Below are 12,801 nucleotides of genomic sequence, written 5' to 3'. Positions count from 1 at the left end.
GACGAAGCCACCGGCGAGATCCCGGACGGGGAAGGGGATTCGGACATGGGGATCCTCCTCGGGTGCCGTGGGGGGAGTGCGGTGATTCGGAAGGGTGACAGTTGAATCGTTTTCGCGAAAGGGCTTTCGCTCGACGGAAGTTGGCAATCATGTGAATGACGCCCCACCCCTAGAAAGCGCTTGTCGAACGATGTACGGTCCAGCCGCCGGGCTTTGTCACCTCTGGGAGGAGCCGCAATGAGACGTTTCACCCTCGCCGCGCTGGCCGTGGCGACGACCCTGGGCGCCGTCCTCACGGCCGCACCGGCCCAGGCACGGGCGGACCGGCTCGTCCTGGGCCCGGAGCACTGCTCCGGGAACTCCTGCCACTTCGACGTCCCCGCCGGTACCTACGAGGTGCGGGTCCGCCTCGGCGGGGACGAGGCGGCGAGCACGGCCATCACCGGCGAGACGCGCCGCACGCTCCTGGCGGAGACGGCCACGGACGCCGGTGAGCACGTCCGCCACAGCTTCACCGTCGACGTCCGCACCCCCGAGGGCGAGCCGACCGGCCCCGAGGGCACCCCCGGCCTGGACCTCTTCGTCGGCGGTTCGGCGCCCGCCCTCGCCGACATCCGGGTCACCCGCGCCGAGCGGGCCCGCCAGATCTTCCTCGTCGGCGACTCCACGGTCTGCGACCAGCCCGGTGACCCGTACTCCGGCTGGGGGCAGCAGCTCCCGCAGTACCTCAGGAAGGGCTTCTCGGTCGCCAATCACGCCGACTCCGGCGAGAGCACGGTCTCCTACCTCGCCGACTCCCGGCTGTGGGCCACCGTCCAGCCGCGGATCCGCCGGAACGACCTGGTCCTGATCCAGCTGGCCCACAACGACAAGCAGACCGACGCGGCCACCTACCGGGCCAACCTCGAGACGCTGGTCGCGGGCGTCCGCGAGAAGGGCGGGAAGCCCGTGCTGGTCACCCCGATCGTGCGCCGCTGGTTCAACGCCGACGGCACCCTGAACAACGGCACCGCCCTGCTGGTCAACGGCCTGGGCGTCGACCACCCCGCGGTCGTCCGCGCGGTCGCCGCGGACCGCTCCGTGCCGCTGATCGACCTCACCGCCAGGACGAAGGCGCTGGTGGAGTCCCTGGGCACGGAGGGCTCCAAGGCGCTCTACCTCTACAACGAGAAGCGCGACAACACCCACACCTCGGTGCGCGGCGCGACCGTGTACGCCGGCCTCGTCCGGGACGAACTCGTCGCCCAGGGGCTGGTGCCCGAGGGGAAGACCAGGGTGGGATAGGACTCCTGGGGCGTCCCGACCGGAACCGGGGCGCCCCAGGTCTGCAAGTGAGGTCTTCACGCGGGAGGGTCGGGGTGGGTGAGGTGCGTGGTCGGGTGCGGGTCCGGTGGGGCTTCTCGCGCAGTTCCCCGCGCCCCTGAGAAGCAGGGGCTGCGCCCCGTGCTTCTCAGGCCGCAGGGCCTGGGCTCTTGGGGGCGCGGGGAACGCGCGACCAGCCCCCACCGGACCCGCACCCGACCACGCACCCTGCTGGGCCCGAGCTTTGAGGGGCGCGGGTGAACTGCGCGAGAAGCCCCACCCACCCGCACCCGCCACGCACCCCGACGCACCCCACCACCCCGAAACCGCCCCACCCCGGCCCCCAGAGAAAGATCGCGCCCCATGCCCTCCCCGCCGCAGGAAGACCGCACCCTCAGTCCGTACACCGGCTACACCCGCGCCCACTGGGAGACGGCGGCCGACGCGCTGCTGGCCGCCGTGGAGCCGTACGCCAGTGCCGACGGGGCGCTCTACCAGCTGCCCGGCGACCGGGCCAGCTGGACGGGCCGGCTCTCCGACGGGCTGGAGGGATACGCCCGCACGCTGCTGCTCGCCGCGTTCCGCCGTGACGAGAAGGCGCTCGCGCGGTACGCGGACGGTCTCGCGGCCGGAGTCCGCGGCGTCTGGCCGCGCATCGAGGACCGCCGTCAGCCCCTCGTCGAGGCCGCGTCGATCGCCTTCGCTCTGCGCGTGACCCGGGACCTGCTCTGGGACCGTCTCGACGACGGCGTCCGCCAGCGCGCGGCGGCCTGGCTCGGTGACGCGCTCACCGCCGAACCCTGGCCCTGCAACTGGGAGTTGTTCCCGGTCACGGTCGGCGGCTTCCTCGAAGAGATCGGCCACGAGCCGGAGCTGGCCCGCCGGGTCATCGACCGGCGCCTCGACCGGATCGAGCAGTGGTACCTCGGCGACGGCTGGTACACCGACGGCGACGGCCGCAAGTTCGACTACTACAACGGCTGGGCCATGCACCTCTACCCGGTCCTGCACGCCTGGCTCGCGCAGGACGACCGCCTCCTCGCGCGCTACGGCGACCGCCTCTCGGTCCATCTCGCCGACTACGCCCGGCTGTTCGGCGGCGACGGCGCCCCCCTGCACCAGGGCCGCTCCCTCACCTACCGCTTCGCGACGACCGTCCCGCTGTGGCTGGGCGCCCTCACCGGCCGTACGCCGCTGTCGCCGGGCCGGACCCGGCGGCTGGCGTCGGGCGCGCTGAAGTACTTCCTCGACCGGGGCGCGGTCGACGAGCACGGCCTGCTGTCGCTGGGCTGGCACGGACCGAACCCCGCCGTTCTGCAGGGGTATTCGGGCCCCGCCTCCCCGTACTGGGCCAGCAAGGGCTTCCTCGGCCTCCTGCTGCCCGCGGACCACGAGGTGTGGACGGCGACGGAGGAGCCGAGCCCGGTGGAGTGCGAGGACGAGCTGCGTCCCGTCGGCCCGCCCAACTGGCTGATCCAGTCCACGCGTTCGGACGGCCTGGTGCGCCTGCACAACCACGGCAGCGAGGACGTCCGCTACGACCCCTTCTACACCCGGCTCGCCTACTCGACGGTGACGGAGCCCGTGCCGCTGGCCGAGCCCGCCGAGTCGTACGACAACAGCGTGATCGTCGGCGGCGACGCCGGCCGCACGGACATCGAGCCGCTGGGCGTGGGGGAGGGCTGGGCGGCCTCCCGGCACACCGTCGGCGAGGCCGGTGTCCGGGTCACGAGCCTGGTGGTCGCCCGGGGGGCCGTCGAGGTCCGGGCCCACCTGGTGACGGGCGCGGCCCCCGGCACGCCGGTGCGGGTGACGGGCTGGGCGCCCGCGGAGGGTGTGGAGAGCGCGGTGCATCCCGTGCACGGCCTGGCGAGCGCTGCCACCGGGCAGGGCCTCACCGGTGAGACGGCCGACGCGGACGCCACCCTCTTCGTCGCCCTGGCCCGTCTCACCGCCGAGGCAGACGCCCGGCCCCTGCCGGAGCTGGTCTCCGTCGAGGTGAGGGGCGCGTACGAGGTGTCCGTGGACTGGGCCCACGGTGAGCGGGTCCGGTTCGTGTTCACGGCTTCAGGTGGGCGATCCTCAGCGTCTTCGTGGTCGGTGACGCCCCGTTGAGGGCGGTCGTGCAGGACGGGGTGACGGGAGCGTAGGCCCAGGTCGGCGTGCCGTCCTTCAGGACCGCGATGTCCTGGGATATGAGGGCCGGCACCGGCCGGGTCTACGTCCCCTCGGGGTCCTCGCGGGGCCAGTGCGTGAGCGCCAGGTGCAGCGCCTCGACGCACCGGTCCCAGGACCTGCGTACGTCGCGGGGCGCGCCGAAGCCGCCCCCGGCCTCCAGGGCGCAGAAGCCGTGGAAGGTGCTGCGCAGCAGCCGCACGGCGTCCGTGAGATCGGGTTCGTCGAGGCCGTACGCGCGGAGCATTCCGTAGGTGATCTCGGCGGTGCGGCGCAGGGCGGGGGAGTCGGTGACGGGCAGCTGGTCGAGGGGGAGCTGGGTGGCCGCGTACCGGCCGGGGTGCCGCAGGGCGTACTCCCGGTAGGCCCCGGCGAAGGCGGCCAGCGCGTCCCTGCCGGCCCGGCCGGCGACGGCCGCCGCGATCAGGTCGATCATCTCGCCGCCGGCCAGCAGGGCCATGCGGCCGCGCAGGTCCTGGAGGCTGCGCACGTGCGAGTACAGACTCGCGTCCTTGACCCCGAAGTGACGGGCCAGGGCGGACAGCGAGACGCCCTCGAAGCCGACCTCGTCGGCGAGGTCGGCGGCGGCCGCGGTGATGCGGTCGGGGGTGAGACCGGCTCGGGGCATGGACCACCTCTGGACGGGACGAGAACCTAGGGACCCCAGGTTAAGGTCCGCCCACCCCTGTGCCGTGCCCGCCCACGGGAGAGCCCCGGAAGCCCTTCGCGAGCTCCAGGGCCTCGGCCCGTCAGGATGTCCGCGTACCTCTGCCGATGGCCGCGCGCACGTCGCTTTCCCAGCCGAGGTCGGCGGCCACCCGTGCCGGGTCCTTGACGATCACGATCTTGCCCTCGACGCGGTGGACCCGGTAGCCACCGACGCCCGCCGACACCAGGAACTTGCGCAGCTTGGCGTCATGGCCCTGGGCGTAGGTGCTCTGCGTCGTGCTCGTGCACTCGGTGGTCTTCCGTTCCCAGACCTGGTCTTTGCCCGCGTCCTCGTGAAGGGGCACCAGGTAGTAGTAACTCCCGCAAGCACAGGGCTTGCCGGCGGCTGTCGGCGTCGTCATGGCCCGATGACAGGGACACCGGCCGGGCCCCGCGCCCCCCGTCAGGGGAGGCGCACCCCGGCCGGCCCCACCCGGCGGCGGTCGGGGTGAGGCCTGGGGTCCGAGGGACCGGTGTCGTCGCGGGGCGGTGCTCAGCCGATCGGCGCGTACAGCACGCCCAGCTTGTCGATCTCGTCGCCCGCCCGGCCGGTGAAGCCGACGATCTGCCAGCCGGCCGGAGCGGTGAAGGTCTTCGCGTCCGAGGTGGCCGTGCCCGAGGCGAGCGAGCGGCCCTTGTCCGTGCCGAAGGCGGCGGAGAAGATCCGCGTACGACCGTTCCTCTGGCCCTGCGTCAGCTTCACGGAGGTCAGGTGCTCCCCCGAGGCCAGGGTGAGGGAGGTTGCCGTACCGCCCGAGCCGCCGTGGGTCAGCGTCGTGCCCCCGTCGTGCGTGAGCGAGACGCCGTCGAGGCGCGAGGCGCCGCGCAGGGTGAGGGTGCGGGGCGAGACCGTCGCGGGGAGGTTGTCCGCGTCGCTGAACGCCGTGCCGTGCGGGCCGCCGGCGAAGTCACTGGCCCGCAGCCGGGGGTTGAGCTTCCAGGAGAAGTCGACCGCGTGCGGGAAGTGGTCGGAGAGGTTGCCGCCCGCGGAGTCGAGGAACTTCGCCCAGTCGTTGTTGTAGCGGCTCGCGGTCAGGTCGACCACGTTGCTGTCCCGGTAGAAGACCTTGTCGACGACTTCGCAGTCGTTGGTGGGGGCCGTCGTCGGGCAGACCAGCGCGTCGGCGCCCAGGGCGGGTGCGACACCGCCCTTGACCAGCTGCACCCACGGGTCGGTGAGGCCGTTCTCGCCGACGAGGCTGCGGATGTTGTCGCCGGTGCGCGTGTAGCGGGTGTTGGTGTCACCCATCACGATCACCGCGTTGCCCGCCGAGTTCGCCTTGATGAACTCCGAGAGCTGGGTGATGTTGGCGCGGCGCGCGGCCAGCGCGGCGTCGTCGGAGTCGGCGTTCGTGTGCACGTTGTAGAGGTCGACGTAGACCCCCTCGTCGAGCCGCACGCGGGCGAGCGAGAAGCCCTTCGGGGTGAGGCAGTTGGTGCCGGTGCAGGTGTTCCACTTCACGCGCTGGAAGTCGTCGAAGGCGTAGTCGGAGAGGGTGTTGAGACCGTCGCCGAAGGGCACCCCGCCGCTGGTCGCGGTGCGGTGGGGGTGGTCGTCGCCCGCGTACAGGGCCGCGTGGTAGTTGAAGTCCTCCTGGACGTTGACGATGTCGTACGCCCCCAGGCGCGGCGAGATCAGCGGCGTGTTCGTCGCGGGCTTGCCGGAGCTCAGCCCCTCGGGGAGGCCCGCGACGTTGTACGTCAGCACGTTGAACGTGCCGCTGGTGGCCGCCGCGGCGGGGGTCGCGCCGGTGGTGGCGAGACCGGTGACGGCGAGCGTGCCGGCGGCGAGGACGCCGAGGAGTCTTCGCAGGGGGCGCTGCGGGATCGCAGAAGTCATGGGGGCTCTCCGGGGAGGCGTGGGGAAGATGAGCGGTGCTCAGATTCAGTCGCCATCAGTGTGACGCGCAAGGTCAGTTGGGGAAACAGTGAGGGACGAGAAGATCAGAGGTCTTCATGGCGTCGCGCACTGAAGGGGTCCGTGCACACCGGGAGGGTTCGTCGGCGGCCGCGGTCCGACACCATCAACGCCGGCCTCGGCACGGACACCGCCTACGGCGACTTCGGCAACGACCGCGTCGACGGCGCCGGAGGCAACGACACACCGAACGGCGGCCCCGGCAACGACAACCTGATGGGCAACGCGGGCAACGACCGCCTCACCACCGTCGACGGCGTCTCCGCCGACGACACCGCAAACGGCGGCACCGGCACCGACACCTGCACCACGGACCCCGGAGACCCCCGCGTCAGCTGCCCGTGACCCTCAAGGCCCCGGGCCCACGCCCGTCGTGACACACACGAGGAGCGGCCGGCCGACCCGCAGGCCGGCCGGCCGCTCCTCGGCGTCCGCCGCCCTACGACTTCGTCGTAGAGAACACGAACGAGAACTCCGCCGGCCCGGCGAGCAGGTGGTACTGCGGCAGCGCGCCCGGCCCGCAGGACTGGGAACCGATGCCCATTTGGCCGTGGTCGAGGTTGACCCACACCGAGTCACCGGCCCGGAGGTCGGTCAGGTGCGCGGCGGCGTCCAGCTGCTCGGTGGTCCAGCGGCGGGCCGTGAACCCGAACTCCGGGTCGCCCTCGACCCGCAGGCCGCCCAGCTCCGCCCAGCGGACGTCGGGACGGGCCCCGTTCTCCTGGGGGCGGACGTACGGGGTCTGCAGCTCGTCGACCGTGGAGTGGTGGCGGTACACCATGGACGCCGATTTGGTGTCGGGGTAGCCCTCGCCGGGGCCGCCGCCGTACCACGTCACGGCATGGGCGGACGGCAGGCCGAAGCGGATGCCGAGCCTGGGCAGCGGGACGGTCCACTGGCCCTCCGGGACCACCGACACGGTCAGCTTCAGCCGGGTGCCGTCGGAGGTCCACCGGTACGTCGTGCGCAGACCGATCTCCCGGGCGGCGGGCGCCACCCGAGTCCGTACCGTCAGCGCGTCCTCACCCAGCTCCACCGCGTCCAGGCGGTGCCGCATGCGGTGCAGGCCCCACGTGCGCCACAGCTCGCTGTACCGCGTGCCGTCCTGCCAGGAGGCGCCGTCGTCGTTGTCCGTCGGCGCCCGCCACACGTCCAGCCGCAGCCCGGTCACATCGAGGGCGCCGATGGTCTTCAGCGCGCCCGTACGGACGTCGAAGGAGGCCGGGCCGAGGTAGACGAGCTTCTCGCTCGCCGTCGGCCGGTCGGTCGGCGCGACGGACGGCGCCGGCCGCTCCCCGGCCGGGAGCTGGGCCCAGGCGACCTGATGGTCCTTCCTGCCCCACGCCGTGTCCTCGGCCAGCAGCGCCCGTACGGTCCACAGCGCCTCGCCGGCCGGTCCGCCGGTCGGCGGCTGCGGCAGCTTCACCTCGGCCGACTCGCCGGGATTCAGGGCGGGCACCGCCAGGGTGCCGGCCTCCACCGTCTTGCCGTCGACCTGGTACGACCACTCGAAGGCCAGCTCGGACAGGTCCGCGAAGTCGTACGCGTTGCGCACCCGGACGGTCCCGGTGGTGCCGTCGCCGTCGATGCGGACCGGCTCGATGACCTTCTTGAACTCCAGCAGGCCGGGGGACGGCGTCCGGTCCGGGAAGATCAGGCCGTCGCAGACGAAGTTGCCGTCGTGCAGTTCCTCACCGAAGTCGCCGCCGTAGGCGTAGCCCAGCTCGGGGTGGGTGATCCCGTGGTCGATCCACTCCCAGACGAAGCCGCCCTGGATGCGCTCGTGCGCCTCGAAGATGAGCTGGTAGTCGGCGATGCCGCCGGGGCCGTTGCCCATGGCGTGGCCGTACTCGCACTGGATGAAGGGAAGCTGCCGGCGCCGGAGGGGGCCGCCGTCCAGGCGCTTGCCGATGAGTTCGGTCTCGGCGTGGTCGGCGTACATCCGGGAGTACATGTCGGTGTCGCGGCAGTCCCAGTCACCCTCGTAGTGCACGAGACGTGAGCCGTCGCGGCCGTGGATCCACTCGGCCATGGCGGTGAGGCCGCGGCCGGTGCCCGCCTCGTTGCCCAGGGACCAGATGACCACCGAGGCATGGTTCTTGTCGCGCTCCACCATCCGGGCCGCGCGGTCCAGCAGGGCCGGGGTCCAGCGGTCGTCGTCGACGGGGTTGTCCCGCCAGTTCTGCTCGGTGAAGCCGTGGGTCTCCAGATCGCACTCGTCGATCACCCAGAGGCCGTACTCGTCGCACAGGTCGAGGAAGGCGGGGTGCGGCGGGTAGTGCGAGGTGCGCACGGCGTTGATGTTGTGCCGCTTCATCAGCAGCACGTCCTCGCGCATGGTCTCCAGGTCGAGGGAGCGGCCCTTCTTCGGATGCCACTCGTGCCGGTTGACGCCCTTGAACAGGATCGCCCTGCCGTTGACCTTGAGCAGACCGTCCTCCAGCACGACCGTGCGGAAACCGATCCGCAGCGGGACGCGCTCGCCCGCCGTGACCAGCTCACCGTCGTACAGCCGGGGTGTCTCGGCGGTCCACGGCTCCACCGGGACCGTCACCGCCTCGCCGGTCGCGACATCGATGTCGAGGGCGGGCACGAGGACCCGGCCGTCGACGTCGGAGTCGACACGCAGGGTCCCGATGCCGCCGACATGGTCGTAGGAGGCGTGCACGAAGAAGTCGAGGGCGCTGCCCGCCGGGCGGTGCAGCAGCGTGACGTCCCGGAAGATGCCGGGCAGCCACCACTGGTCCTGGTCCTCCAGGTAGGAGCCCGCCGACCACTGGTGGACCCGGACGGCGAGGACGTTCCCGGCCGGCTTCAGCAGGTGCCCGACCGCGAACTCGTGCGGCAGCCGGGACCCCTTGAACTCACCGATGTCCGTGCCGTTCAGCCACACCCGGGCACAGGACTCCACACCGTCGAACCGCAGCACCGCCCCGCCCTCGTCGCGAGCGGGCCACCCCTCGGGCAGGTCGAAGAACCGCAGATGGTCGCCGGTCGGGTTCTCCGACGGCACCCTCGGCGGGTCCACCGGGAAGGGGTACAGGTGGTTGGTGTAGATCGGCGCCCCGAAGGCCCCGTCCCCCTGCAGGACCCAGTGGCCCGGCACCGCCACCTCGGCCCAGCCCCCGGCGTCGTACCCCGGCGCCGCGAACGAGTCGTCCTCGGCGTCGGCGGTGGGGGAGAGCCGGAAGCGCCAGCTCCCGTTGAGCGAGAGCGACCGGGCGTCGGAGGACGCGTACCAGGCGCGGGGCGGCAGGGCCCCGCTGCCCGGTGAGACGTCCTCGACGTAGTCGACGGAGGTGCCGGTGACGGCCTCGGCGGCGGTGCCGGTGGTGCGGAAAGACATCGGTCTCCTTGCTGGTTCTTCCTAGCCCTTGATCCCAGTCTGCGCGATGCCCTGCACCAGCCAGCGCTGGAGGAAGAGGAAGACGAACACCAGGGGCAGGATGGAGATGGCCGTGGCCATGAAGATCAGGTGGAAGTTGACGGTCTGGCCGGTCATGTAGTTCGAGAGCGCGACCTGGACGGTCCACGCGCTCGGGTCCTGGCCGATGACCAGCGGCCACAGGAAGGAGTTCCACCCGCTGATGAACGTGATCGTCGCCATCGCGGCGAAGAAGTTCAGCGAGTTGGGTACGACGACCCGCCAGTACGCGCCCATGTAACCGAGCCCGTCCACCCGCGCCGCCTCCTCCAGCTCCTTGGGGAACCCCAGGAAGTACTGCCGGAACAGGAAGCAGGTGAAACCGCTGAAGAGGCCCGGGATGATCAGACCCCGGTAGGTGTCGATCCAGCCGAGGGAGGACACCAGCACGAAGCTGGGCACGAAGGTCACGGCGGTCGGGACCATCAGGGTGCCGAGGACGGCGTAGAACACCTTGTTGGCGTGCTTGTACGGGATGCGGGCCAGGCCGTAGCCGGCCAGCGAGCACACGAGGAGCGTCCCCACGGTGTGCAGGACGCCGACGACCGCGGAGTTCCACAACGAGCGCGCGAAGTCGACCGACGGGTCGTCGAACGGCTCGCTGATGTTGCCCCACTGGATCTCGGTGGGGAACCACTTCCATTCCTCGCCCGTGATCTCCGGGTCCGTCATCAACGCGTTGCGGACGATCAGATAGAACGGGATCAGGAAGAGGAGCGCGGCGAAGCCGGTGGCGAGGTACAGCCCGGTCGAGCCGATCACGCTGCCGGTGCGCACGCGGCGCGGCTTGGCCGACACGTCGACCCGGTCCGCCGGAGGTGTCGTGGTGGTGGTCACTTGGACTCCTCACCCCTTCCGAATCCCATGAACCTGCCCTGGAGCAGGGTGACCAGGCAGATCAGTACGGTGAGCAGCAGCGCGCCCGCGCTGCCCGCGCCGTAGTCCTGGCTGTCGCCGAGCGCCTTGTAGTACAGCTCGACCAGGGGCGGCCTGCCCCAGGTGGTCTTCGACAGCAGGTTGAAGAACTCGTCGAACGCCTGGTACGCCGCCACGAGCAGCAGCAGGATCACGGCGGTGGAGGTGGCCCGCAGTTGCGGCAGGGTGATGTGCCAGAACGTCTGCCAGCCGGGCTTCGCGCCGTCGATCGCGGCGGCCTCGTACATCTCCTGCGGGATGTTCTGCAGGGCCGCGATGAAGAGGATCATGTAGAAGCCGGCTTGCAGCCAGAGCCGGACGCTCAGGATGACCAGCCAGTACCACGGCGGGTCGGGGCTGGCCAGCCAGGCGGTGTTGTCGATGCCGAACAGGCCGAGGAAGGTGTTCGCGAGACCGAAGCGGACACCGTTGAAGATGGACATCTTCCACACCAGCGAGGCGGCGACGTAGCTGACCGCCGTGGGCAGGAAGAACACCGACCGGAAGAACGCCCGCATGAACCGCAGCCGGTTCACCATCAGCGCCAGTCCGAGCGAGGTCGCCCAGGTGATCGGCACGATGCAGACGGCGAAGACCGTGAAGGTGACGAGGGAGCCCATGAACTCCTCGTCGGTCAGCATCGTCACGTAGTTGTCGAGGCCGACGAAGGTGCTCGGGGTGACCGTGAAGCGGGCCTCGAAGAACGACAGGTAGAGGCTCCACAGGATCGGCAGGTAGACGAAGATCGCCAGACCGATCAGGAACGGCCCGGTGAAGATCCAGAAGTTGAACGTGGGGGAGCCCCGCAGCCCCCGCCGCGGCCGGGCCGGAGTGGCCTTGACCGGGGCGGGGCTGGAGACGCCGTCCTTGGTGAGGGTCGACATGTCGTGAGTACCTGTCCGCCGACCTATCCGAAGAGCTTCTTGAGCTCTTTGTTGACCTTCGCGTCGGCCTTGGTGAGTTCCTTGTCCGGGTCGCCGCCCTTGCGCACCGAGTTGGCGAGGACGTCCTCCAGGGCGGTGATGCTCGCCTGGGTCCAGCCGATGTTGTCGAAGTGGCCGTAGTCGGTGAACAGCTTGACGCCCTCAGCGGGCAGGCCCGACTTCAGCTTCTCGGCCGACTGCGCGATGGAGGTGCGCGGCGGGATGTGGAAGCCGTAGGAGAGCGCCCAGTCCTCCTGGTACTCCTTCTGGTCGATCCACAGCCACTTCACGTATTCCTTGGTCTCGTCGAGGTTCTTGCCCTTGGCGTTGACGAACATCGACCAGCCTCCGTTGTAGACGGAGAGCTTGCCCGCGTCGCCGACCTTGGGGAACGGGAAGATGCCGAGGTCGTCGCCGAGCGCCTTCTGCATCTGCGGCATCGCCCACATGCCGCACCACTGCATGGCGGTCAGGCCCTGGTTGAGCGCCGAGGGGTCCCAGAAGTCGGTCGGGGCGTCGAGCAGCAGGTCACCGCTGGTGAACAGCTTGCGCAGCTGCTTGAAGCCGTCGACGACCGCGTCCGTGTGGTAGGCGATCTGGTTCTTGTCGTCGAGGTGCTGCGCGCCGGCCGACCAGATCAGCGGGTTGACCATCGAGTGCAGGGTGTTGCCGAGGTAGGCGCCCTTGACCTTGCTGGTGGTCAGCTTGGCGGCGGCTTCGGCCAACTCCTCCAGCGTCTGCGGAACCTCGACACCGGCCTTCTCGAACAGCGACTTGCGGTAGAAGAAGAACTGCGGGTCGTCGATCATCCTTATGCCGTAGATCTTGCCGTCGACCGTGTGCGACTGGATGTCGGCCTGGTTGAAGTCGTCCTTGACCGGGTCTATCAGGTCGGTCAGGTCCGCGACCTGGCCGCTCTCGATCATCTGCAGCTGCGGGTGGAACTCGAAGCAGTCGGGGGCCTTGTCCGTGAGCAGCGAGGCGAACAGCTTGCTCTCGAAGTTGGAACCGGTGATCCACTGCGTGGTGACGTTGCCGCCCTTGTAGGCCTTGGCGTACCTCTTGATGGCCTGCTCGGTGCCCGCCTCGCCGTACGCGTGGAAGTACTGCGTGAGACCGGCGCCCGCACCCCCGCCGTTGCTCCGACCGGTGTTGCTGCCGCATGCGGCCAGACCGCCGGCGGCGGCCAGGCCCATAGCGGCCCGCAGTACGGAGCGGCGGTCGAAGTTGCTGTTGCTCATTGCCGACATGCTGACGTCCTTGTCTCGAGTACGGCTGTGGCGCTGTGCCTGGAGGCTCTGCGGCTCAGTGCCTGTTGACCCAGTGGCTCAAAGAGGCTTGCGGTGCGGGACGTTAACCTTCGGCTAAGGCTTCGGCAAGGGGTTGGACGAAGTCTGTTCGAAGCGTTGTATTCGGTTCGGTGTTCCGAACGTCCG

10 protein-coding genes are annotated in these 12,801 nt (G+C 70.4%); 3 read left to right on the top strand and 7 right to left on the bottom strand.

Going from position 1 to position 12,801, the window contains the following annotated elements; genetic code table 11:
* The first annotated feature begins 237 nt into the window (after positions 1-237).
* Together ACFU5F_RS25550 and ACFU5F_RS25545 are read left to right on the top strand one after the other, a co-directional pair.
* Positions 238-1,284 carry a rhamnogalacturonan acetylesterase gene (locus tag ACFU5F_RS25550; protein ID WP_383891545.1) on the top strand — a complete coding sequence of 349 codons (1,047 nt, stop codon included), beginning with the start codon at positions 238-240 and terminating at the stop codon, positions 1,282-1,284.
* A gap of 381 nt (positions 1,285-1,665) precedes the next feature.
* Positions 1,666-3,417, top strand: a complete 1,752-nt coding sequence (locus tag ACFU5F_RS25545) for a DUF2264 domain-containing protein (RefSeq protein WP_383891543.1) — start codon at positions 1,666-1,668, stop codon at positions 3,415-3,417.
* Positions 3,418-3,520: 103 nt separating this feature from the next.
* Here ACFU5F_RS25545 and ACFU5F_RS25540 read toward each other — a convergent pair whose 3' ends face one another.
* From ACFU5F_RS25540 to ACFU5F_RS25530, 3 genes are all read right to left on the bottom strand, one after another.
* The gene (locus tag ACFU5F_RS25540; protein WP_383891540.1) at positions 3,521-4,105 is read right to left on the bottom strand and encodes a TetR/AcrR family transcriptional regulator; all 585 of its coding nucleotides are present in this window, start codon (positions 4,103-4,105) and stop codon (positions 3,521-3,523) included.
* A 121-nt stretch (positions 4,106-4,226) separates the two neighbouring features.
* Positions 4,227-4,547, bottom strand: a complete 321-nt coding sequence (locus ACFU5F_RS25535; protein WP_383891537.1) for a hypothetical protein — start codon at positions 4,545-4,547, stop codon at positions 4,227-4,229.
* A 131-nt stretch (positions 4,548-4,678) separates the two neighbouring features.
* The gene (locus ACFU5F_RS25530) at positions 4,679-5,998 is read right to left on the bottom strand and encodes a jacalin-like lectin (protein WP_383891548.1); all 1,320 of its coding nucleotides are present in this window, start codon (positions 5,996-5,998) and stop codon (positions 4,679-4,681) included.
* A gap of 168 nt (positions 5,999-6,166) precedes the next feature.
* On the opposite strand from ACFU5F_RS25530, the gene ACFU5F_RS25525 reads away from it, so the two are divergent.
* The gene (locus ACFU5F_RS25525) at positions 6,167-6,448 is read left to right on the top strand and encodes a calcium-binding protein (protein ID WP_383891534.1); all 282 of its coding nucleotides are present in this window, start codon (positions 6,167-6,169) and stop codon (positions 6,446-6,448) included.
* Positions 6,449-6,542: 94 nt separating this feature from the next.
* Here the strand turns inward: ACFU5F_RS25525 and ACFU5F_RS25520 are convergent, their stop codons facing one another.
* From ACFU5F_RS25520 to ACFU5F_RS25505, 4 genes are read right to left on the bottom strand one after another with little or no spacing between them, the layout of a single operon-like run.
* Positions 6,543-9,449, bottom strand: coding sequence for a glycoside hydrolase family 2 TIM barrel-domain containing protein (locus ACFU5F_RS25520; protein WP_383891531.1), 2,907 nt, complete (start codon positions 9,447-9,449; stop codon positions 6,543-6,545).
* 21 nt (positions 9,450-9,470) lie between these two features.
* Positions 9,471-10,364: a carbohydrate ABC transporter permease gene (locus tag ACFU5F_RS25515; protein ID WP_383891528.1), complete on the bottom strand. Its 894-nt coding sequence runs from the start codon at positions 10,362-10,364 to the stop codon at positions 9,471-9,473.
* A complete protein-coding gene (locus ACFU5F_RS25510; RefSeq protein WP_383891525.1) occupies positions 10,361-11,326 on the bottom strand; it encodes a carbohydrate ABC transporter permease in 966 nt (321 codons plus the stop codon). Before ACFU5F_RS25510 ends, ACFU5F_RS25515 begins: the two co-directional genes overlap by 4 nt.
* Positions 11,327-11,349: 23 nt before the next feature.
* Positions 11,350-12,615, bottom strand: a complete 1,266-nt coding sequence (locus ACFU5F_RS25505; RefSeq protein WP_383891522.1) for an ABC transporter substrate-binding protein — start codon at positions 12,613-12,615, stop codon at positions 11,350-11,352.
* Positions 12,616-12,801: the final 186 nt, after the last annotated feature.

The sequence above is a fragment of the Streptomyces sp. NPDC057438 genome (assembly GCF_042802995.1).
GTDB lineage: Bacteria > Actinomycetota > Actinomycetes > Streptomycetales > Streptomycetaceae > Streptomyces.
The sequence above is the reverse complement of the archived record's forward strand: the minus strand, read 5'-3'. Positions and strand labels throughout refer to the sequence as shown.